Origin of the sequence: Citrobacter sp. Igbk 17 (genome assembly GCF_028069775.1) — a bacterium.
Lineage (GTDB): Bacteria > Pseudomonadota > Gammaproteobacteria > Enterobacterales > Enterobacteriaceae > Citrobacter.
Map to the genome: position 1 here is coordinate 22,980 of NZ_JANEWI010000026.1, position 21,195 is coordinate 44,174.

General features: G+C 51.8%; 21 protein-coding genes. 10 read left to right on the forward strand and 11 right to left on the reverse strand.

Annotated elements, in window-relative coordinates:
* Positions 1-134 precede the first annotated feature (134 nt).
* A complete protein-coding gene (caiF, locus tag NNO08_RS15575; protein WP_003829705.1) occupies positions 135-530 on the forward strand; it encodes a carnitine metabolism transcriptional regulator CaiF in 396 nt (131 codons plus the stop codon).
* A 75-nt stretch (positions 531-605) separates the two neighbouring features.
* Here the strand turns inward: caiF and caiE are convergent, their stop codons facing one another.
* The 6 genes from caiE to caiT all read right to left on the reverse strand — a co-directional run bounded on the left by caiE (position 606) and on the right by caiT (position 7,731).
* Positions 606-1,202: a carnitine operon protein CaiE gene (gene caiE, locus NNO08_RS15580; protein WP_271457044.1), complete on the reverse strand. Its 597-nt coding sequence runs from the start codon at positions 1,200-1,202 to the stop codon at positions 606-608.
* Between the two features lie 99 nt (positions 1,203-1,301).
* Positions 1,302-2,087, reverse strand: a complete 786-nt coding sequence (caiD, locus tag NNO08_RS15585; RefSeq protein ID WP_271457045.1) for a crotonobetainyl-CoA hydratase — start codon at positions 2,085-2,087, stop codon at positions 1,302-1,304.
* A gap of 54 nt (positions 2,088-2,141) precedes the next feature.
* Positions 2,142-3,695 carry a crotonobetaine/carnitine-CoA ligase gene (gene caiC, locus NNO08_RS15590; protein ID WP_271457046.1) on the reverse strand — a complete coding sequence of 518 codons (1,554 nt, stop codon included), beginning with the start codon at positions 3,693-3,695 and terminating at the stop codon, positions 2,142-2,144.
* Between the two features lie 63 nt (positions 3,696-3,758).
* The gene (gene caiB, locus NNO08_RS15595) at positions 3,759-4,976 is read right to left on the reverse strand and encodes an L-carnitine CoA-transferase (RefSeq protein ID WP_271457047.1); all 1,218 of its coding nucleotides are present in this window, start codon (positions 4,974-4,976) and stop codon (positions 3,759-3,761) included.
* A 60-nt stretch (positions 4,977-5,036) separates the two neighbouring features.
* Positions 5,037-6,179 carry a crotonobetainyl-CoA dehydrogenase gene (gene caiA / locus NNO08_RS15600; RefSeq protein ID WP_137383761.1) on the reverse strand — a complete coding sequence of 381 codons (1,143 nt, stop codon included), beginning with the start codon at positions 6,177-6,179 and terminating at the stop codon, positions 5,037-5,039.
* 34 nt (positions 6,180-6,213) lie between these two features.
* Entirely contained in the window at positions 6,214-7,731 is a 1,518-nt protein-coding gene (caiT, locus tag NNO08_RS15605; protein ID WP_271440464.1) for an L-carnitine/gamma-butyrobetaine antiporter, read from the reverse strand.
* A gap of 481 nt (positions 7,732-8,212) precedes the next feature.
* On the opposite strand from caiT, the gene NNO08_RS15610 reads away from it, so the two are divergent.
* The 9 genes from NNO08_RS15610 to folA all read left to right on the forward strand — a co-directional run bounded on the left by NNO08_RS15610 (position 8,213) and on the right by folA (position 16,720).
* The gene (locus NNO08_RS15610; protein ID WP_271440465.1) at positions 8,213-8,983 is read left to right on the forward strand and encodes an electron transfer flavoprotein FixA; all 771 of its coding nucleotides are present in this window, start codon (positions 8,213-8,215) and stop codon (positions 8,981-8,983) included.
* 15 nt (positions 8,984-8,998) lie between these two features.
* Positions 8,999-9,940: an electron transfer flavoprotein subunit alpha/FixB family protein gene (locus tag NNO08_RS15615; protein ID WP_271454653.1), complete on the forward strand. Its 942-nt coding sequence runs from the start codon at positions 8,999-9,001 to the stop codon at positions 9,938-9,940.
* A 50-nt stretch (positions 9,941-9,990) separates the two neighbouring features.
* Positions 9,991-11,277, forward strand: coding sequence for an FAD-dependent oxidoreductase (locus tag NNO08_RS15620; RefSeq protein WP_271457048.1), 1,287 nt, complete (start codon positions 9,991-9,993; stop codon positions 11,275-11,277).
* Positions 11,274-11,561, forward strand: coding sequence for a ferredoxin-like protein FixX (fixX, locus tag NNO08_RS15625; RefSeq protein WP_096758345.1), 288 nt, complete (start codon positions 11,274-11,276; stop codon positions 11,559-11,561). Before NNO08_RS15620 ends, fixX begins: the two co-directional genes overlap by 4 nt.
* A 146-nt stretch (positions 11,562-11,707) precedes the next feature.
* Positions 11,708-13,051 carry an MFS transporter gene (locus NNO08_RS15630; protein ID WP_271449975.1) on the forward strand — a complete coding sequence of 448 codons (1,344 nt, stop codon included), beginning with the start codon at positions 11,708-11,710 and terminating at the stop codon, positions 13,049-13,051.
* A gap of 90 nt (positions 13,052-13,141) precedes the next feature.
* Entirely contained in the window at positions 13,142-13,375 is a 234-nt protein-coding gene (locus NNO08_RS15635) for a YgdI/YgdR family lipoprotein (protein WP_202039530.1), read from the forward strand.
* A 282-nt stretch (positions 13,376-13,657) separates the two neighbouring features.
* Positions 13,658-14,188 (forward strand): glutathione-regulated potassium-efflux system oxidoreductase KefF, encoded by a 531-nt coding sequence (gene kefF, locus NNO08_RS15640; RefSeq protein ID WP_048212726.1) that lies wholly within the window; start codon positions 13,658-13,660, stop codon positions 14,186-14,188.
* Positions 14,181-16,043 (forward strand): glutathione-regulated potassium-efflux system protein KefC, encoded by a 1,863-nt coding sequence (gene kefC / locus NNO08_RS15645; protein ID WP_271457049.1) that lies wholly within the window; start codon positions 14,181-14,183, stop codon positions 16,041-16,043. Before kefF ends, kefC begins: the two co-directional genes overlap by 8 nt.
* Positions 16,044-16,240: 197 nt before the next feature.
* Complete coding sequence (gene folA / locus NNO08_RS15650; protein ID WP_003018873.1) at positions 16,241-16,720, forward strand: type 3 dihydrofolate reductase; 480 nt, start codon at positions 16,241-16,243, stop codon at positions 16,718-16,720.
* A gap of 96 nt (positions 16,721-16,816) precedes the next feature.
* Here folA and apaH read toward each other — a convergent pair whose 3' ends face one another.
* The 5 genes from apaH to surA are packed head-to-tail and all read right to left on the reverse strand — an operon-like array spanning position 16,817 to position 21,151.
* A complete protein-coding gene (gene apaH / locus NNO08_RS15655; protein ID WP_271449973.1) occupies positions 16,817-17,665 on the reverse strand; it encodes a bis(5'-nucleosyl)-tetraphosphatase (symmetrical) ApaH in 849 nt (282 codons plus the stop codon).
* 10 nt (positions 17,666-17,675) lie between these two features.
* A complete protein-coding gene (gene apaG / locus NNO08_RS15660) occupies positions 17,676-18,053 on the reverse strand; it encodes a Co2+/Mg2+ efflux protein ApaG (RefSeq protein WP_271457050.1) in 378 nt (125 codons plus the stop codon).
* 2 nt (positions 18,054-18,055) lie between these two features.
* Positions 18,056-18,877, reverse strand: coding sequence for a 16S rRNA (adenine(1518)-N(6)/adenine(1519)-N(6))-dimethyltransferase RsmA (gene rsmA / locus NNO08_RS15665; RefSeq protein WP_048212723.1), 822 nt, complete (start codon positions 18,875-18,877; stop codon positions 18,056-18,058).
* On the reverse strand, positions 18,870-19,865 hold the full coding sequence (gene pdxA / locus NNO08_RS15670; protein ID WP_271440472.1) for a 4-hydroxythreonine-4-phosphate dehydrogenase PdxA: 996 nt from the start codon (positions 19,863-19,865) through the stop codon (positions 18,870-18,872). The genes rsmA and pdxA overlap by 8 nt, the downstream gene beginning before the upstream one ends.
* Positions 19,865-21,151, reverse strand: coding sequence for a peptidylprolyl isomerase SurA (gene surA / locus NNO08_RS15675; RefSeq protein ID WP_271440473.1), 1,287 nt, complete (start codon positions 21,149-21,151; stop codon positions 19,865-19,867). Before surA ends, pdxA begins: the two co-directional genes overlap by 1 nt.
* Positions 21,152-21,195: the final 44 nt, after the last annotated feature.

Below are 21,195 nucleotides of genomic sequence, written 5' to 3' on the forward strand. Positions count from 1 at the left end.
AAGCACGATATAGCTCACACTAATCAACATTCAAGTCGCATACTATCCTTTATATCCACAATTTTAATATGGCTTAGTTTTTATTAATTTGGACAGGCCGTAGCCAGATTTTTAATTTGTGAAATGGTGTGCTTATGTGTGAAAAATATGTTGAAAGACCGCTTTATTTGTTAATTGCTGACTGGATGATGGCTGAGGATCGTTGGATCACTGCAAAGGAAATTTCCCGCCATTTTGATATTGAACACTGCAAAGCGATTAATACGCTCTCCTATATTCTGTCCGAAGTGGGGGAAATCGTTTGTGAAGTTAAGATGATCCCCAATCAGATTGCCGGTCGGGGCTGTCAGTGCCAGCGACTGGTGAAAGTTGTGAGTATTGATTCTCATCTTTACAGCAGGTTGAATCACAATTTGCAGGAAAAAAAGGTGAGCATGGCGAAAACGCCGCGCCTGTCAGCGGTTCCTCCAACAGAGCTCAACCGTGAGCAGAAATGGCAAATGATGCTCTCCAAGAGTATGCGTCGCTAATTGTCAGTTTGCCTGATGGCGGTATAACGGTGATTGACTCACAGGCCGGATTAGCGTGAGCGCATCCGGCATCAATCACTGTGCTGATTTCGGCTTCACATCCGTCGTGCCTTGCAGGCGCGGTCGGTTTTTTTCGACCTGCGTTAATGGCTGCGTTTCGTGTAAGCCCGTCTGACAGCGGATTGCAAGATCCTGATACTCTTTGGTGTTCAGCCGTTTCCAGTGTAGCTCCTGATCGGTGACTTCGCGCAGTACGCGAGCCGGTGAGCCAACCAGCATCTGTCTTGCCTCACCCTGAAATCCGGCTTTGACGAAACTCATGGCGGCAACGATGCTCTCTTCGCCAATCACTGCACCGTCCATAATGACACTATTCATGCCAATCAAAGCATCCCGACCTACCACGCAGCCATGTAAAATAGCGCCATGACCGATGTGTCCATTCTCTTGCACAATGGTATCGGTGTCGCAATAGCCGTGCATGATACAGCCATCCTGCAGATTAGAACCTGCCTTGAGGATCAGACGACCATAATCACCACGCAGTGACGCGTGCGGGCCTATATACACACCCGCCCCCACAATGACATCGCCAATCAGCACGGCGCTGGGGTGGACATACGCATCCGGGTGTACGACCGGAATCAGTCCTTCAAAGGCGTAATAGCTCATGGTTGTTCCTCGCTTTTTTGCCGGATGGCGCTAATCTGACTTACATGCCGTATTTGTAGGCCGGATAAGGCGTTTACGCCGCCATCCGGCATGTCTTGATTAACGGCCTTTCCACACCGGATCGCGTTTTTCCGCAAATGCCTGTGGTCCTTCCAGCGCATCTTCCGAATGCAGTACCGACGGATAATGTTTCAGTACGCCGCTACGGATGTAACGGTAGCCTTCTTCTACCGGCATTTCGCTGGTTGCGCGATAAATCTCTTTTAGCGCGGCGATAGCCAGCGGGGCGCTATTGACCAGTTGTTGCGCCAGTTCGCGGGCGCTGTCCATCAATTCACTCTGGCTAACGACACGGTTCACAATCCCCCAACGCAGCGCTTCTTCGGCGCTCATGCGTCTGCCGGTCATCACCATTTCGTTGACGATAGCCGGCGGCAGCAGTTTAGGCAGACGCAGTACGCCGCCACTGTCCGGCACGATACCGAGTTTTGCTTCCGGCAGGGCGAAGCTGGCGTTCTCTGCGCAGACGATAAAATCGGCCGCCAGCGCCAGCTCGAAACCACCACCAAATGCATAGCCGTTTACCGCAGCGATGACCGGTTTATTGAGATCAAATATTTCGGTTAAACCGGCAAAGCCGCCTGGGCCAAAATCGGCATCCGGCGCTTCACCTTCCGCTGCGGCTTTTAAGTCCCAACCTGCGGAAAAAAACTTCTCACCGCCACCAGTGATGATGGCGACGCGTAATTCAGGATCGTCACGGAAATTAAGAAAAACTTCGCCCATTTTAAAGCTGGTTTTGGCGTCAATGGCATTTGCTTTGGGCCTGTCCAGCGTAATTTCCAGAATCGGGCCATTGCGGGTCAGATGTAATGATTCACTCATGGTTCATCTCCAGATAAATAGGTTTTCAGGCAGGAGATATTCCTGCCAGAGAGGTTATTTCAGATTTTTTTTAATTATTTTCCCTGAACAATTTCGCGGCAGGTCGGTTCTGATCTCCATAAAAGAGGGAACCTTAAATTTCGCCATATTGTGTTCGCAGAAGCTGAAAAACTCGGCCTCGCTTAATGTTTCACCTTCATTCAGGACAATAAATGCTTTAATCGCTTCATCACGGATAGTGTCCTTGATACCGACAACAACAATGTCCTGAATTTTCGGATGTGCAGAAATGATATTTTCCAGCTCAACGCAAGAGACATTTTCTCCGCCGCGTTTAATCATATTGCAGCGTCTGTCGACAAAATAAAAAAAGCCATCCTCGTCCTGGTAACCCGAATCACCGGTATGTAGCCAGCCCTCCGGCTCCAGCGCTTTAGCCGTTGCTTCTGGCTGAGCGTAGTACTCTTTAAAAATCGTTTTACCCGGCACGCCTTTAATGCATATTTCACCAATTTCACCGGCGGGCAGGGGGCGGTTTTGGTCGTCGCGGATTTCTGCTTCATAGCTAAAGCCGACACGACCAATTGAAGGCCAGCGCCGTTTGTCTCCTGGACGGTCGCCAATAATGCCGACGATAGTTTCTGTCATACCGTAGGAGGTCAGCAGCCTGACACCAAAGCGACCGGTAAAGTCGTCTTTTTCCTGCTCTGATAAGTTGAGGTAGAACATCACTTCACGTAGATGATGTTGCCTGTCCGTCGGTGAGGCGGGCTGTACCATCAGCGTTCTGATCATCATCGGGATGCATTCCGTCACCGTCGCTTGATATTTACGTACCTGGTCCCAGAAGCCCCGGGCGCTGTACTTCTCAATCAGCACGAAAGTGCTCCCTGATGAAAATGCCGGCATTGCAGCCGTGCACTGGCAGTCGATATGGAAGGCGGGCATCACCGTCATGTACACATCATCATCGCGCAGGGCGATCTGCCAGGCAGAGTAGTAACCTGCAAAACGCAGGTTGTAGTGGGTAATCACCACCCCTTTAGGCCGCGAGGTGGTGCCTGAGGTAAACAGAATTTCTGCCGTGTCGTCAGTGGATAGCGCAGGTGTATAGCATAGCGTGGCCGACTGTCGGTCTTTCAGGAGGGAAAAGTGGCTCATGCCGTCATCCGCCGGAAGCCGATCGCCAATCAGACAGATGTGATTCAGTGGTGTCTCGTTTTCCAGGCGTATCTGGCGGTACATAGGATAAAACTGGGCGCTGGTGACCAGCAGGCGCACCTGACTGTTTCGCAGGATCCAGGCGCTTTCTTCACCCAGCAGACGGGCATTGATCGGGACCATAATGGCACCGATTTTTGCCAGTCCAAACCAGCAAAAAATAAACTCCGGACAGTTATCCAGATGCAATGCGATCTTATCGCCCTTGCGGACCCCTAAGGAATGGAACAGGTTTGCCGTGCGGTTAATCTCTTCATTGAGCGAGGCATAGCTAAACTGCTGAACGTTTCCTTCGCAGGATTCGAAAATAAGTGCCGTTTTATCTCCGTACGCCCCGGCCAGGTCGTCCCACATCTGACGTAAGTTTTGTCCGCCAACGATATCCATATTGCTTTATCCACTGAAAACAGGCGTGAGCGCTAACCAAACCCGTGGGTTAGCGCGTCGCGTTTATTCCTCAACCCTGGCCAGGCCTTTGCCGACCAGCTCATTTATGTCTGCTTCGCTATAACCGATATTTTTCAGAATGGCGGCGGTATCCATGCCGTGTGATGGCATGCCACGCCAGATTTTCCCCGGATTATTTTTGAATTTCGGCATGATGTTTGGCCCTTTGCAGGTGCGACCATCCATCGTTTGCCACTGAGTAATGGATTCACGGGCAACGTACTGCGGGTTGCCTTCCAGTTCTGGAATAGTCAGTACTTTCGCGCAAGCGATGTTCAGCTCGGCAAAGCGTGCCTGGACCTCGGCAATCGTGTGTTCCGCCAGCCAGGCATCCAGTTTTTCTTCGACTAATGGGCCGTATGGGCATTCAACGCGATGGATAAGCTGAGTGCCTTCCGGGACTTCAGGGGTACCGAGGATGTGAGCCAGACCAATATCTTTAAAGCACTCGTTGATTTGCGTGATACCAACCAGTTCCATAACAATGTAGCCATCAGCACATTTGTACAGACCACAACCGGCGTAGTAGGGGTCTTTACCTTTGGTCATGCGTGGGCAAATTTCGCCGCCGTTGAAGTAATCCATCATGAAGTACTGACCCATACGCAGCATCACTTCGTACATGGCAACGTCAATACTTTCCCCTTTCCCTGTTTCGCGCACTTTGTACAGCGCAGCCAGCGCGGCGGTGGTTGCGGTCATGCCAGAAAAGTAATCGGCGGTGTATGGGAAGGCGGGCATAGGTTGATCAACGTCGCCGTTTTGGATCAGATAGCCGCTGAATGCCTGCGCGATGGTGTTATAAGCCGGAAGATTGGTGTACTCCTCGGTGCCAAACTGACCGAAGCCGGAAAGGTGGGCGATAACCAGTTTCGGGTTATGCTCCCACAATACCTCATCAGTAATGCCGCGACGGGCAAAGGCCGGGCCCTTACTGGCTTCGATGAAGATGTCGGTGGTTTCCATTAATTTCAGAAATGCTTCCCGGCCTTCATCTTTGAAAATATTGAGCGAGAGTGCGTGCAGGTTACGGCGTGAAAGCTGCGGGTAGTTGGGTTGCACGCGGATGGTATCGGCCCATGCCACGTTCTCTATCCAGATAACTTCCGCACCCCATTCGGCAAACATTTGCCCAGCGAACGGCCCGGCAATTTCAATTCCTGAAAAGACAACCCGCAGCCCGGCAAGCGGCCCAAAGGTTGGCATTGGTAAATGATTCATTCTTTTGCTCCTGGCAGTTAGTTGTAGGCCGGATAAGCGCAGCGCCATCCGGCATCCCACTTAGCGGTATTGCTTGAGTACCGCACGACCCAACGTCAGGATCTGCATTTCGTCAGAACCACCAGAAACACGGTCAACACGCAGGTCACGCCAGAAACGGGTAATGCGATGGTTGCCCGCGATACCCACGCCACCCAGTACCTGCATAGCGCTGTCTACCACTTCGAACGCTGCATTGGCGCAGAAGTATTTACACATTGCCGCGTCGCCCGAGGTAATGGTGCCGTTATCCGCTTTCCATGCGGCTTCCAGCAGCATGTTTTTCATGGAGTTCAGTTTGATCGCCATGTGTGCGAACTTCTCCTGAATCAGCTGGAAACGGCCGATAGTTTCGCCAAACTGTACACGCTGATTAGCGTAGCGCGCCGCATCTTCAAAGGCGCACATTGCCGTACCGTAGTTGGTCAGCGCGACGAGGAAACGTTCGTGGTCAAACTCTTCTTTTACGCGGTTGAAACCATTACCTTCCCGACCGAACATGTCTTTCTCATCCAGTTCGACGTCATCAAAGGTGATTTCACAGCAGCTATCCATGCGCAGACCAAGTTTCTCCAGCTTGTTGACCTTGATACCTGCTTTGCTCATGTCAACAAACCACTCGGTATAAACAGGTTTATCCGGCGATGCACCATCTCTCGCCATCACCACGATATACGGGGTATAGGCGCTACTGGTGATAAAACACTTACTGCCATTAAGATAAACCTTACCATTTTTACGTGTATAAGTGGTTTTCAGACTACCAACATCTGATCCCGCTCCCGGTTCGGTGATAGCTGAGTTCCACATCTGCTTACCGGTTCCCTGGAACGCCATGATTTTATCAATTTGCTCCTGTGTGCCTTCACGCAGGAAAGTGTTAAAACCTCCTGGCAATTGGTACAACACGTAAGTCGGTGCGCCAAGACGACCCAGTTCCATCCAGACGGCGGCAACGGTGACGAAACCCGCTTCCAGACCACCGTGTTCTTCCGGGATCAGCAGGCTATCAATCCCCATATCCGCCAGTGCTTTTACAAAACGTTCTGGATAGACGCTGTCGCGATCGCACTCGGCAAAATAAGCTTCCCAGTTCTCACTGGCCATCAGTTCACGAATACCGGCGACAAACAGTTCCTGTTCGTCATTTAAGTTGAAATCCATCTTTCAGCCTCTTGATCAATTGGGTTAATGAGAATTACTTGTCTTTCCAGTGCACTTTGGCGTCTTTAATAAAGGACAGCGTTACCATGATGTTGACGAAGAACAGCGGACATCCCCCGGCAATGATGGCAGTTTGAATCGGCTTCAATCCTCCCAGTGCCAGCAGAACAATACCGATGATGCCCACCAGGACGGACCACCCGATACGGACCAGCAGCGGTGGTTCTTCACCGTCGCGAACTTCGCGACAGGTCGACATCGCCAGGGTATAGGAACAGGCGTTAATCAGAGTGACAGTGGCAATGAAGCAGAGGATAAAGAATCCCCACATCGTGGCGGTGCTAAATGGTAAGGCGGCCCAGGTTTCGATAATGGCGCGCGCCACACCGTGTTGTTCAATCAACTGCGGGATATTGAGGATGTTTTTATCCATCAGCAGCAGCGTGTTACTGCCAAGGACAGTCCACAGGATCCAGGTCGAAGCGGTCAGGCCGAGCACCATCCCGAAGCACAGTTCACGTACGGTACGACCACGAGAAATACGTGCAAGGAAGATACTCATCTGGATGGCGTAAATGACCCACCATGCCCAGTAGAAGACGGTCCAGCCCTGCGGGAAGCCGCCTTTGCCGATAGCATCGGTATAGAACAACATGCGCGGCAAATACATCAGCAGCATCCCGACGGAGTCGGTGAAGTAGTTCATGATGAAGCTGGCACCGCTGACGATAAACACCCAACCGAGCATCAGGAAACTCAGGTAGCTACGCACATCACTGGCGATCTTGACCCCTTTTTGCAGGCCACAGGCTACGCAAATAGCGTTCAGGATGATCCAGCAGGTAATGATGATGGCATCTAATTGCAGCGTATGCGGAATGCCGAACAGGTACTGCATACACTCGGTTACCAGCGGTGTCGCCAGACCGAGACTGGTACCCATCGCAAAGATCAGCGCCACCAGATAGAAGTTATCGACGATCGTTCCGAACAAGCCCTTTGCATGCTTTTCGCCAACCAGCGGCACCAGTGTAGAGCTGGGGCGGATGACGTCCATTTTGCGCACAAAGAAGAAGTAGGCGAAGGCAACGGAGAGGAAGCTATAGGTTGCCCATGGCAGCGGCCCCCAGTGGAACAGGCTGTATGCCAGGCCTATCTCTTTCGCACCTGTAGAGTTCGGGGCGAGAGCAAAGGGGGGCGTAGAGATATAGTAGTAGATCTCTATCGAGCCCCAGAACAGTACGGCAGCGGATGTACAGGAGGCGAACATCATAAAAATCCAGCTGGCGGTGCTAAATTCTGGTTTTTCGTCGCCTAATTTCTTTTTGGCGTACGGACCAAAAACCAGCCAGAACCAGCCGAAGAGCATGATGACCATATACCATTCAAATGCCCAACCCCAGACATTGGTGACATAACTAAATACCGCATTAATAACCACATTAGCGGCATCAAGATCTCTTACTGTTAGCCAGCAAAGTATCCCGACAATTATTAATGGCGGAAAGAAAACCTTAGGTTCAATTCCCGACTTTCTCTTTTCATTTTTCATAATTGAATTCCAGTGTGAAAACGAAATTTATTTAGCGTTCCCGTTTGTAATCTTTTGTTTATTTATTATTAATGATTTGTTGATAACTATTTAACCTCTGGGGCGCCTCAGTGAGTAACTCATAATGGGTATTCGTAACGGGTGGTTCTGTGATGTGCATCACGATTTTTTATGCTGGCAATTTTGGCTTAAATATCAATATTAATACTTAATATTCAATTACTTGTGATTGGTTTTTTAACTTTTTTAAGTGTTTATCTTTCAATATTGTTGAACCAGCAAACAATATTGAAAATTTTCCTGTTTGACACGTTTCTTTCAATATTGGTGAGATGCATAACACTATTGAAAGTTATGAATATCAATGTGTGACATTTTCAATATTGGTGATTAATGTTTTATTTCCGAATTAAAGAGCGTGATATTTGTATTTAACACCGCCGATATAAATAACGTTTCCTTCATGATTTCTGGAGATGCAATGAAGATAATTACTTGCTACAAATGCGTACCTGATGAACAGGATATTGCAATTAATAATGCTGACGGTTCACTGGATTTCAGCAAAGCGGATGGCAAAATCAGCCAATATGATCTGAATGCAATCGAAGCTGCGTGTCAGTTAAAACAGCAGCAAGGAGAAGCACAGGTTGTCGCCATGAGCGTGGGTGGGAAAGCACTGACCAACGCCAAAGGGCGTAAAGATGTGCTCTCCCGTGGCCCTGATGAGCTGATTGTCGTGATTGACGATCAGTTTGAACAGGCGCTGCCACAACATACCGCGAGCGCACTGGCCGCTGCCGCACAAAAATCAGGCTTTGATCTGATTATCTGTGGTGATGGTTCTTCCGATTTGTACGCACAGCAGGTTGGTCTGCTGGTGGGCGAAGCACTGAATATCCCGGCGATTAACGGTGTAAGCAAGATCCTGTCCCTAACGGATAACACCCTTACAGTAGAACGCGAACTGGAAGATGAAATTGAGACCCTGAGCATACCGCTGCCGGCGGTGATTGCGGTCTCAACTGACATCAACACGCCACAAATCCCTTCGATGAAAGCCATTCTCGGTGCAGCGAAAAAGCCGGTTCAGGTCTGGTCGCCAGCGGACATTGGATTTACTGGCGCACAGGCGTATTCCGTACAACAGGTTGCCGCACCGAAACAACGCGAGCGTCAACGCGTTGTGATTGAAGGTGACGGTGAAGAACAGATTGCCGCGTTTGTCGAGAATCTTCGCAAAATCATTTAATTATCAGGGGATGTTATGAACAAGTTTTCCAGTGTCTGGGTATTCAGCGATACCCCTTCTCGTCTGCCGGAACTGATGAGTGGTGCGCAGGCTTTAGGTGAAAAAGTTAACACATTCGTACTGAATGACGCTGATAGCGCGATGGCATTCCAATTGGGTGCGGATCATGCCTGGTTGCTTAGCGGTAAACCAGAAGATCGCATGGTGGAGGATTATGCCGGGGTAATGGCTGAGACGATTCGTCAGCACAGCGAAGGGGGTGCGGTACTGCTGCCGAATACGCGTCGCGGCAAGTTGTTAGCGGCAAAACTGGGTTTTCGTTTGTCAGCGGCAGTTTCCAATGATGCCAGTGCAGTGACATTGCAGGACGGGAAAGCAGCGGTCAAACATATGGTCTACGGTGGCCTGGCAATGGGAGCGGAAACCATCGCGTCACCGTTTGCCGTACTGACGCTTAGTAGCGGGACATTTGACGCCCAACAGCCAGATACCTCCCGTAACGGCGAGATGCACACCGTGCAATGGCAGGCTCCGGCCATTGCCGTGACCCGTACGGCAACTCAGGCGCGTCAGAGCAACAGTGTCGATCTTGACAAGGCTCGTCTGGTGGTCAGCGTGGGACGTGGTATCGGCAGCAAAGAAAATATCTCTCTGGCTGAAGCGCTGTGTCAGACGATTGGCGCTGAGCTGGCCTGTTCCCGCCCGGTAGCGGAGAACGAGAAGTGGATGGAACACGAGCGTTACGTTGGTATTTCTAACCTGATGTTGAAACCTGAACTGTATCTGGCCGTGGGGATCTCCGGGCAGATCCAACATATGGTTGGCGCCAACGGCGCGCAGACGATCTTCGCTATCAACAAAGACAAAAATGCACCGATCTTCCAGTACGCGGATTTCGGCATCGTTGGTGATGCACTGAAGATCCTGCCTGCGCTGACGGCCGCCTTAGCGCGCTAAACCATATCGGGCAGGGTACGAGAGTACCCTGCTGCAGAGAGGAGTTTGTTATGTCCGAAGATATCTTTGATGCCATCATCGTGGGTGCAGGCCTGGCCGGTTCGGTTGCGGCGCTAGTGCTCTCCCGCGAAGGCGCACAAGTGTTGGTTATCGAGCGCGGAAATTCTGCTGGCGCGAAGAATGTCACCGGCGGGCGCATGTATGCGCATAGTCTGGAGCGCATTATCCCAGGCTTTGCCGAACAAGCCCCGATTGAACGTGTGATTACCCACGAAAAACTCGCCTTTATGACCGACAAAGGGGCGATGACTATCGACTATTGCAACGGTGAGGATGCTGCATCGTCGCAGGTTTCTTACTCCGTATTACGCAGTAAGTTTGACGCCTGGCTGATGGAGCAGGCCGAAGAAGCCGGCGCTCAGCTCATTACCGGTATTCGTGTGGATAACGTCGTGCAGCGCGATGGCAAAGTCGTGGGCGTGGAAGCCGATGGCGATATTCTGGAAGCGAAAGTGGTGATCCTTGCCGATGGGGTGAATTCTCTGTTGGCAGAAAAGTTGGGAATGGCAAAGCGCGTTCAGGCTGCGCATGTCGCCGTTGGTGTGAAAGAGCTGATCGAACTGCCAAAATCAGTAATTGAAGATCGTTTCCAGCTACAGGGGAACGAAGGCGCCGCCTGTCTGTTTGCCGGGTCGCCAACCGATGGCCTGATGGGAGGCGGCTTCCTGTATACAAATGAAACAACGCTCTCTCTGGGTCTGGTCTGTGGTCTTCATCATCTGAAAGACGCGAAAAAATCGGTCCCGCAAATGCTGGAAGATTTCAAACAGCATCCGGCTGTAGCGCCGCTGATTGCCGGTGGCAAGCTGGTGGAATACGCCGCGCACGTCGTACCTGAAGCCGGAATGAATATGCAGCCTGAGCTGGTAGGCGATGGCGTTCTGATTGCCGGTGATGCTGCCGGGATGTGTATGAATCTCGGCTTCACCATCCGCGGTATGGATTTAGCGATATCGGCAGGTGAGGCCGCGGCGAAGACAGTGCTTTCTGCCATGACGCGTGACGACTTTAGCAAACAGTCGCTCGGTGAATACCATCAGCACCTGGATGATGGCCCGATGCGCGACATGCGCATGTATCAAAAGCTGCCTGCATTTCTTGATAATCCACGCATGTTTACCGCCTATCCCGAAATGGCGGTCAGTATTGCCCGCGATCTATTCACCGTGGATGGTTCCGCTCCGGTGCCCATGCGTAAAAAAATCCTGCGCCATGCGAAGAAAGTGGGTTTCATCAACCTGATGAAAGATGGCCTGAAAGGAGTGACCGTATTATGACATCTCCCGTCAATGTGGACGTCAAACTGGGCGTCAATAAATTCAATGTGGATGAAGAGAGCCCACATATCATTCTGAAAACGCAGCCGGATAAACAGGTACTGGAGGTGCTGATTAAGGCCTGTCCGGCGGGGCTGTATAAAAAGCAGGATGATGGCAGCGTGCGTTTTGATTATGCCGGGTGCCTTGAGTGCGGGACGTGCCGAATTCTCGGACTTGATACGGCGCTGGAGAAATGGGAATACCCGCGCGGGACGTTTGGCGTGGAGTTCCGCTACGGCTAATAAGTACGAGGTTGTGCCCCGTAGGCCGGATAAGATGCGGTAGCATCGCCATCCGGCAATCATGTGGCGCCAATGCCGGATGGTGGCGTAAACGCTTTATCCGGCCTACAGATGACGCTTTGCCCGTGTTGAAACAGGAAGTCGCTATGCAGCAGCCCAGGAACTTTGATGACATCAAATTTACCTCTATTCACCGCCGGATAATGCTGTGGGGCAGCGGTGGACCATTCCTGGATGGATATGTGCTGGTGATGATTGGTGTTGCGCTGGAGCAGCTCACGCCAGCGTTAAAACTGGATGCCGAGTGGATTGGCCTGCTGGGTGCCGGAACGTTGGCCGGGCTATTTGTCGGTACGTCGCTGTTTGGTTACATTTCCGATAAGGTCGGGCGGCGCAAAATGTTCATCATCGATATTATCGCCATTGGCGTGATATCGGCGGCGACGATGTTTGTGACCTCGCCCGTTGAGTTGTTAGTGATGCGTGTATTAATTGGGGTGGTTATTGGCGCCGATTACCCGATTGCGACCTCGATGATCACCGAGTTTTCCAATACCCGTCAACGCGCGTTCTCCATCGGTTTTATTGCCGCGATGTGGTATGTCGGTGCCACCTGCGCCGATCTGGTCGGCTACTGGCTGTATGATGTTGAGGGCGGATGGCGCTGGATGCTCGGCAGCGCCGTGATCCCCTGCATTTTGATCCTGATAGGCCGTTTTGATCTTCCTGAATCGCCGCGCTGGCTATTGCGAAAAGGCCGGGTGAAAGAGTGTGAAGCGATGATGATCAAACTGTTCGGTGAACCGGTGGTGTTCGATGAAGAAGCGCCACAGGAAACCCGTTTTCTTCAGCTGTTTAATCGTCGTCACTTTCCATTTGTTTTGTTTGTCGCGGCTATCTGGACCTGCCAGGTGATCCCGATGTTTGCTATTTACACTTTTGGTCCGCAGATTGTTGGCTTGCTGGGCCTTGGTGTTGGAAAAAGCGCCGCGTTGGGGAATGTGGTGATCAGCCTGTGTTTCATGCTGGGCTGTATTCCACCGATGTTCTGGCTCAATAGCGCAGGTCGTCGGCCGTTGTTGATTGGCAGCTTTATCATGATGACGCTGGCGTTGGCCGCTCTGGGGTTGATCCCGGATATGGGGGCCTGGCTGGTGGTGCTGGCTTTCGCTGTGTATGCGTTTTTCTCTGGGGGGCCAGGGAATCTGCAATGGTTGTATCCTAATGAACTGTTCCCTACCGATATTCGTGCGTCTGCCGTTGGTGTGATCATGTCATTGAGCCGCATCGGAACCATTGTTTCAACATGGGCACTGCCGATCTTCATCACGAAATATGGGATCAACTCCGTGATGTTAATGGGGGCAGGGATTTCGTTGATTGGCCTGCTGGTTTCTATTGCCTTCGCGCCAGAAACGCGAGGATTGACGCTGACGCAAACCAGTCAAATGACGATTCGTAGAAAACCGATGTCCAGAGCGAGCGGTTAAGAGTGTTCTGTATTTTCCCTGTGACTCAGTTAGTTAGCCTACAGTTAACGGGTATATCACTGAAAATGACTGAAAAGCAGGGAGAACACCATGCAAAAACATATTCTGATCACCTCCATTTTTACCGCCGCAGCACTGTTTACCGTTGCCGGTTGTTCCTCTAATCAGGCGGTCAAAACGACCGACGGTAAAACGATCGTCACCGATGGCAAACCGCAAGTGGATGAAGATACGGGCCTGGTCTCGTATAAAAATGCGGAAACGGGTAAGACGGAACAAATTAACCGCGATCAGGTTAAAGATATGAGTGAGTTAGATAACTAATATACACTTCATCCTTCAAGTTGCCTCAGTGTTGGCTGCGCATTACTCGGCCCAGTCACTTACTTTAGTAAGCTCCTGGGGATGAATGAGGGACATCCATGTCCCTCACCGAAGGCAGCCTTCGGCTGTTCAAATTCGTTCCAGACGAATTTGTCATTCCCTTGCCGCCTTGATGCAACATGAATGATTTTGTGTATAGGCCTCAATAATATTGGCTTTTAGCCTGCGGATTAACTGACTAAACTCACTGTTATTACAATAATGCAGTGAAGCAGGCTAATCATGATTCTCATCATTTATGCACATCCTTATCCGCAGCATTCGCATGCGAATAAGCGGATGCTTGAGCAGGTAAGGACACTGGAGGGAGTGGAGGTTCGTTCGCTCTACGAACTCTATCCCGATTTCAATATCGATATCGCCGCAGAACAGGACGCGCTGTCACGTGCGAGCCTGATTATCTGGCAACATCCCATGCAATGGTACAGCACACCTCCGTTACTCAAACTGTGGATGGATAAGGTCCTCTCCCACGGCTGGGCGTATGGTCACGGCGGCACCGCGCTGCATGGCAAACACCTGATGTGGGCAGTAACCACTGGCGGCGGTGAAAACCACTTTGATATCGGTTCCCACCCCGGGTTTGACGTGCTTTCCCAGCCTTTACAGGCCACGGCATTATATTGCGGACTCAAATGGCTGCCACCGTTTGCCATGCACTGTACGTTCATCTGTGATGATGAAACGCTACAGGCGCAGGCGCGCCACTATAAACAACGTCTGATGGAATGGCAGGAGGAACACCATGGATAGTCATACGCTGATACAGGCGCTGATTTATCTCGGTTCGGCAGCGCTGATTGTACCCATCGCCGTGCGCCTGGGTTTAGGGTCGGTATTGGGCTATCTCATCGCCGGGTGCATTATCGGCCCGTGGGGCTTGAGGCTGGTGACGGACGCCGAATCTATCCTGCATTTTGCGGAAATCGGCGTAGTGCTGATGCTGTTTGTTATTGGTCTGGAGCTGGATCCACAGCGTCTGTGGAAGCTGCGGGCCTCGGTGTTTGGCGGCGGTGCATTGCAGATGGTGGTCTGTGGAGGGCTGATTGGCCTGTTCTGTATGTTCCTCGGACTGCGCTGGCAGGTGGCGGAGCTGATCGGTATGACGCTGGCGCTTTCATCCACCGCGATTGCGATGCAGGCAATGAATGAACGTAACCTGATGGTTTCGCAAATGGGGCGTAGCGCGTTTGCCGTGCTGTTGTTCCAGGATATCGCAGCCATTCCGCTGGTGGCGATGATCCCACTACTGGCGACGAGCGGTGCATCGACAACACTGGGGGCATTTGCGCTGTCGGCGCTTAAAGTGGCGGGGGCGCTGACGTTGGTGGTGCTGTTAGGGCGTTATGTCACGCGTCCGGCATTGCGTTTTGTCGCCCGCTCGGGCCTGCGAGAAGTGTTCAGTGCCGTCGCGCTGTTTCTTGTTTTCGGCTTTGGCTTGCTGCTGGAAGAAGTCGGGTTATCAATGGCGATGGGCGCGTTTCTGGCGGGCGTTCTGTTGGCGAGCTCTGAGTATCGTCATGCGTTGGAAAGCGACATTGAGCCGTTTAAAGGCCTGCTGTTGGGGCTGTTTTTCATCGGCGTGGGTATGTCTATCGATTTTGGTACGCTGATTGATAACCCATTGCGTATTATCGTTCTGTTGGTCGGTTTCCTGGTAATTAAAACCGTGATGCTGTGGCTTATTGCCCGGCCATTACAGGTGCCGGGTAAGCAGCGTCGCTGGTTTGCCGTATTATTAGGGCAGGGCAGTGAATTTGCTTTCGTGGTATTTGGCGCGGCGCAAATGGCAAATGTGCTCGATCCCGAATGGGCGAAAGCACTGACGCTGGCGGTGGCATTATCGATGGCGGCTACCCCGATTTTACTGGTTGTCCTGACGCGTCTGGAAAAATCGGCTACCGGTGAAGAACGTGAAGCAGATGAAATTGATGAAGAGCAACCGCGAGTCATCATCGCTGGGTTTGGACGCTTCGGCCAGATAACCGGTCGTCTGCTGCTGTCGAGTGGTGTCAAGATGGTGGTCCTTGATCACGATCCGGATCATGTTGAGACGTTGCGCAAATTTGGTATGAAGGTTTTCTATGGTGATGCGACGCGAATGGATCTGCTGGAGTCTGCGGGAGCAGCCAAAGCGGAAGTGATCATTAATGCCATCGACGATCCCCAAACCAGCCTGCAACTGACCGAGATGGTGAAAGATCACTTCCCGCATCTGCAAATTATTGCCCGAGCGCGCGATGTGGATCACTACATTCGCCTGCGCCAGGCCGGGGTGGAAATGCCGGAACGTGAAACCTTCGAAGGCGCATTAAAAACCGGACGACTGGCGTTGGAAAGTCTCGGGCTTGGGCGCTATGAAGCACGTGAGCGCGCTGACGTCTTCCGGCGCTTCAATATATTGATGGTTGAGGAGATGGTGAAAGGCGAAGATGACGCGATTTCCCGTGCGGCTGTATATAAGCGTACCAGTGCAATGCTGAGTGAAATTATTGCCGAAGATCGTCAACATTTATCGTTAATTCAACGCCATGGCTGGCAAGGCACGGATGAAGGTAAACATACGGGCGACACCGCCGATGAGCCGGAAGTGAAACCGTCAGCGTAGGGGAAAAATGTGATGTTCTGCAAACTTTACTGCTAGTTGACTGTTTTTGAACGACTGTAATGCTGGGAGTCCACTCAGAATTCACGGACTCGCCAGCAGAACAGAAAATTTTCATGCACATCTTCCTTTGGCTAGTCGACGAAAGATTGCGCTTTCCGTATAGTGGCGACAATTTTTTTGTATCCGGGAAATAATCAATGATCAGTCTGATTGCGGCGTTAGCGGTAGATCGCGTCATCGGTATGGAGAACGCCATGCCGTGGAACCTACCTGCCGATCTCGCCTGGTTTAAACGTAATACCTTAAACAAACCGGTTGTCATGGGACGCCATACCTGGGAATCCATCGGGCGACCGCTGCCTGGGCGTAAAAATATCGTCATCAGCAGCAAACCCGGCACCGACGATCGCGTGCAGTGGGTGAAGTCTGTCGATGAGGCGATTGCAGCCTGTGGCGATGAACCTGAAATTATGGTGATTGGTGGTGGGCGCGTGTATGAGCAGTTCCTGCCGAAAGCGCAGAAACTGTATCTGACACATATTGATGCGGAAGTGGAAGGGGATACGCATTTCCCGGACTACGAACCGGATGACTGGGAATCGGTGTTCAGCGAATTCCACGATGCCGACGCGCAAAACTCCCACAGCTACTGCTTCGAGATTCTGGAGCGTCGTTAATCATGTCACTGCCGGATGGCGCTGCGCTTATCCGGCCTACAGGGTGACATATGCGTAGGCCGGATAAGGTGCGAGCACCGCATCCGGCAACGACTATCAGGCGTTGACTGCCTCGCCCGGGTCCAGATTCAGATGGCGGTTTGACGGCTGTACAAAGTACTGCTTGTCTTCCCAGCGCAGACAGGTGAGATCTCCTCCCCAACAGCAGCCCGTATCCAGCGCGTAAATACCTTCCGGTGTGCCTTTTCCCTCCAGCGATGCCCAGTGTCCAAATGCAATGCTATAGGCTTCACTGACGGGGCCGGGGATAGCAAACCACGGCTTTAGCGGGGCAGGTGCATCTTCTGGCGACTCTTTACTGTACATATCTAACTGGCCATTGGGGAAGCAGTAACGCATGCGGGTAAACGCGTTGGTAATAAAGCGCAAACGGGCCAGTCCCGTCAGCTCCGGTGTCCAGTTGTTCGGCATGTCGCCGTACATAGCATCAAGGAAAAACGGATAAGAGTCACTCGACAGCACGGCTTCCACGTCCCGTGCACAGTCTTTCGCGGTCTGCAAATCCCATTGAGGGGTAATGCCAGCATGCGCCATGACCAGTTTTTTCTCTTCGTCTACCTGCAGCAACGGCTGACGGCGAAGCCAGTTAATTAATTCGTCAGCATCCGGTGCTTCGAGCAGCGATGTGACTCTGTCTTTTGGTTTATTACGACTGATTCCGGCAAACACGGCCAGCAGGTGTAAATCGTGATTACCCAATACCAGACGCACGCTGTCACCCAGCGATTTCACATAGCGCAGGACGTCCAGCGATCCTGGCCCACGTGCGACCAAATCGCCGGTGAGCCATAAGGTGTCTTTTCCAGGGGTAAAGTCTACTTGATGCAGCAATGCTGTCAGTTCATCGTAGCAACCATGAACGTCGCCAATCAGGTATGTTGCCATAGATATTGTTTTAATGAATGAGTGTTGGAACGGCAAGTCGGAATACGGGAATATCGATAGTAAAGGCGATGCCCTGCTCATCGATCATTTCGTAATGACCCTGCATGGTGCCCAGCGGTGTTTCAATAACGGCACCGCTGGTGTACTGGTACTCTTCGCCAGGTTCGATGTGAGGCTGAGCGCCAACTACACCTTCACCCTGAACTTCGGTTTCGCGCCCATGACCATTGGTTATCAACCAATAACGCCCCAACAGCTGCACTGGCGCTCGCCCCAAATTGCGGATAGTCACGGTATAAGCAAAAACGTAACGTTCATCATCAGGTGAGGATTGCGCCTCAATGTAGACGCTTTGTACCTGAATACACACTCGGGGCGAATTGATCATGCTTAACTCTCCTTCGAAGGCGCGTTTTCTGACAGATAGTTAGCCATCCGGCAGTATTGCGCGACAGAGATATTTTCCGCTCGCATTGCCGGGTCGATGCCCAACTCTGTCAGTACTTCAACGCTGAACAGATTACCGAGGCTATTACGTACCGTTTTACGGCGCTGATTAAACGCTTCGGTGGTAATTCGGCTCAGGACGCGAACATCTTTAACCGGGTACGGCATCGTCGCGTGAGGGACCAGGCGTACAACGGCGGAATCTACTTTCGGTGCTGGTGTGAAAGCCGACGGTGGAACCTCGAGCACCGGGATCACATTGCAGTAATATTGCGCCATGACGCTTAATCGACCATACGCTTTACTGTTTGGCCCTGCAACCAGACGATTGACCACCTCTTTTTGCAACATGAAATGCATGTCGGCAATGGCATCAGTATAGGTAAAAAGATGGAACATCAGCGGTGTGGAGATGTTGTACGGCAGGTTGCCAAATACGCGCAGCGGCTGACCCATCGTTTGTGATAGCTCACCGAAGTTCATGGTCATGGCATCTTGCTGATAAATAGTCAGCTTTGGCCCTAAAAACGGGTGTGTTTGCAGACGTGCAGCCAGATCGCGGTCCAGTTCGATGACCGTGAGCTTGTCCAGACGTTCGCCAACTGGCTCGGTCAATGCAGCAAGGCCCGGGCCGATTTCGACCATTGCCTGACCCTTTTGCGGGTTGATAGCAGAGACAATACTTTCGATCACAAACTGATCGTTGAGGAAGTTTTGCCCGAAACGTTTACGGGCTAAATGGCCCTGATGGACTCGATTATTCATTGGTATTAACAATCATTTTGATGGCGAGATTAAGCGCCGTAATAAAACTGCCGACATCTGCTTGCCCACGACCCGCCAGTTCGAGTGCGGTGCCGTGATCAACGGATGTGCGAATAAAGGGCAGGCCCAGCGTGATATTCACTCCGCGACCAAATCCCTGGTATTTTAGCACGGGGAGGCCCTGATCGTGGTACATTGCCAGCACGGCATCCGCGCTGTTGAGATATTTGGGCTGAAACAGGGTATCTGCAGGCAGTGGACCGTTTAATTTCATCCCCTGCGCACGCAGTTCATCCAGTACCGGGATGATGGTGTCTATTTCTTCCGTCCCCATATGACCGCCTTCTCCCGCATGCGGATTCAAGCCGCAAACCAGAATATGCGGATCGTTCAGGCCAAATTTGGTACGTAAATCATGATGCAGAATGCCGATCACTTCCCGCAATAATGCCGGGGTAATGGCGTCAGCAACGGCTTTAAGCGGCAGATGTGTGGTCGCCAGAGCAACACGCAGCTCTTCCGTTGCCAGCATCATCACGACTTTCTTCGCCTGTGAGCGGTCTTCAAAAAACTCAGTATGCCCGGTAAACGGCACGCCAGCGTCATTGATCACGCCTTTGTGGACGGGGCCGGTTATCAGCGCTGCAAATTCGCCCTGTAGACAACCATCGCAGGCACGAGCCAGCGTGTCGACGACGTATTGCCCATTCTCTACCATCAGTTGACCCGCGACGACAGGCGTGCGGCGCAGCGCAACCGGCAATAGCGTCAGCGTACCGGCTGATTGTGGTTTGGCTGGGGTATCTGGAGAGTAGGGTAGGAGCGAGAGCGGTAAACCGAGCATGGCTGCCCGGTCACGGAGTAGCGTGGCATCAGCACAAACAACGAGTTCTACCGGCCACTCGCGCTGTGCAAGCTGGACCACAAGGTCCGGACCAATCCCGGCAGGTTCGCCGGGAGTGATCACAACACGTTGAGTTCGAGTCATTAGTTGCTCAGAATTTTAACGTACGCACTGGCGCGTTGTTCCTGCATCCAGGTCGCTGCTTCTTCCGAGAATTTACGGTTCATCAGCATGCGATAAGCCCTGTCTTTCTGTGCCGCGTCAGTTTTATCAACATTACGCGTATCCAGCAGCTCGATCAGATGCCAGCCGAAGGAAGAGTGCACCGGCGCGCTCATCTGGCCTTTGTTCAGGCGGGTCAGTGCATCGCGGAAAGCAGGATCGAAAATATCGGCTGCAGCCCAACCCAGGTCACCGCCCTGGTTTGCTGAGCCCGGATCCTGAGAGAACTCTTTTGCTGCTGCTGCAAAGGTCGTTTTACCGCTCTTAATATCAGCCGCGATTTGTTCCAGTTTCAGGCGAGCCTGTTGATCGGTCATGATCGGCGACGGTTTCAGCAGAATATGGCGGGCATGAACTTCAGTCACGGAGACGCTCTGGCTCTGACCACGCATATCGTTGACTTTCAGAATATGGAAGCCGACACCTGAACGAATCGGGCCAATAATATCGCCTTTTTTCGCGGTGCTTAATGCCTGAGCAAAGATACCGGGCAGTTCCTGAATTCGTCCCCAGCCCATCTGGCCGCCTTTCAGCGCCTGCTGGTCAGCAGAATAGGTGATGGCCAGCTTGCCAAAATCGCTACCGCTACGCGCTTCGTCAACCACAGAACGCGCCTGGCTTTCCGCCTGGTTAACCTGGTCTGACGTTGGGTTTTCCGGTAATGGAATCAAAATGTGGCTCAGGTTCAGCTCAGTGCTGGCATCATTTTGGTTGCCAACTTGCTGCGCCAGGGCATCAACTTCCTGTGGCAGGATCGTGACGCGACGGCGAACTTCATTATTACGCACTTCAGAGATGGTCATCTCTTTACGGATCTGGTTGCGATAGGTCGAATAACTCAGACCATCCTGAGCCAGACGGCTGCGCATTTGATCCAGCGTCATATTGTTCTGCTTGGCAATGTTGGCAATAGCCTGATCTAACTGCTCATCAGAGATTTTTACACCCATCTTCTGACCCATCTGTAGAACGATTTGATCCATGATCAAACGTTCCAGGATCTGATGACGCAGCGTGGCATCGTCCGGTAATTGCTGACCTGCCTGACCCGCATTAAGTTTTACTGACTGCATTAAGCCATCGACGTCGCTTTCCAGAACGACGCCGTTATTGACGACGGCTGCGACTTTATCGACCACCTGTGGGGCAGCGAAACTGGTATTCGCGACCATGGCGATACCGAGAAGCAGCGTTTTCCAGTTCTTCATACTTTTTCCATTTCAATTAACCGCAATGCGGATTACGTTGTAAA

Bases quoted from the DNA above. Each gene is read 5' to 3' on its own strand.
- NNO08_RS15615 (WP_271454653.1), top strand. From the start codon at position 8,999: ATGAACAAGTTTTCCAGTGTCTGGGTATTCAGCGATACCCCTTCTCGT.
- apaG (WP_271457050.1), bottom strand. From the start codon at position 18,053: ATGATCAATTCGCCCCGAGTGTGTATTCAGGTACAAAGCGTCTACATT.
- pdxA (WP_271440472.1), bottom strand. From the start codon at position 19,865: ATGACTCGAACTCAACGTGTTGTGATCACTCCCGGCGAACCTGCCGGG.
- caiB (WP_271457047.1), bottom strand. From the start codon at position 4,976: ATGAATCATTTACCAATGCCAACCTTTGGGCCGCTTGCCGGGCTGCGG.
- fixX (WP_096758345.1), top strand. From the start codon at position 11,274: ATGACATCTCCCGTCAATGTGGACGTCAAACTGGGCGTCAATAAATTC.
- caiC (WP_271457046.1), bottom strand. From the start codon at position 3,695: ATGGATATCGTTGGCGGACAAAACTTACGTCAGATGTGGGACGACCTG.
- caiE (WP_271457044.1), bottom strand. From the start codon at position 1,202: ATGAGCTATTACGCCTTTGAAGGACTGATTCCGGTCGTACACCCGGAT.
- NNO08_RS15610 (WP_271440465.1), top strand. From the start codon at position 8,213: ATGAAGATAATTACTTGCTACAAATGCGTACCTGATGAACAGGATATT.
- caiF (WP_003829705.1), top strand. From the start codon at position 135: ATGTGTGAAAAATATGTTGAAAGACCGCTTTATTTGTTAATTGCTGAC.
- folA (WP_003018873.1), top strand. From the start codon at position 16,241: ATGATCAGTCTGATTGCGGCGTTAGCGGTAGATCGCGTCATCGGTATG.
- apaH (WP_271449973.1), bottom strand. From the start codon at position 17,665: ATGGCAACATACCTGATTGGCGACGTTCATGGTTGCTACGATGAACTG.
- NNO08_RS15635 (WP_202039530.1), top strand. From the start codon at position 13,142: ATGCAAAAACATATTCTGATCACCTCCATTTTTACCGCCGCAGCACTG.
- caiT (WP_271440464.1), bottom strand. From the start codon at position 7,731: ATGAAAAATGAAAAGAGAAAGTCGGGAATTGAACCTAAGGTTTTCTTT.
- kefC (WP_271457049.1), top strand. From the start codon at position 14,181: ATGGATAGTCATACGCTGATACAGGCGCTGATTTATCTCGGTTCGGCA.
- NNO08_RS15630 (WP_271449975.1), top strand. From the start codon at position 11,708: ATGCAGCAGCCCAGGAACTTTGATGACATCAAATTTACCTCTATTCAC.
- caiD (WP_271457045.1), bottom strand. From the start codon at position 2,087: ATGAGTGAATCATTACATCTGACCCGCAATGGCCCGATTCTGGAAATT.
- rsmA (WP_048212723.1), bottom strand. From the start codon at position 18,877: ATGAATAATCGAGTCCATCAGGGCCATTTAGCCCGTAAACGTTTCGGG.
- kefF (WP_048212726.1), top strand. From the start codon at position 13,658: ATGATTCTCATCATTTATGCACATCCTTATCCGCAGCATTCGCATGCG.
- NNO08_RS15620 (WP_271457048.1), top strand. From the start codon at position 9,991: ATGTCCGAAGATATCTTTGATGCCATCATCGTGGGTGCAGGCCTGGCC.
- caiA (WP_137383761.1), bottom strand. From the start codon at position 6,179: ATGGATTTCAACTTAAATGACGAACAGGAACTGTTTGTCGCCGGTATT.
- surA (WP_271440473.1), bottom strand. From the start codon at position 21,151: ATGAAGAACTGGAAAACGCTGCTTCTCGGTATCGCCATGGTCGCGAAT.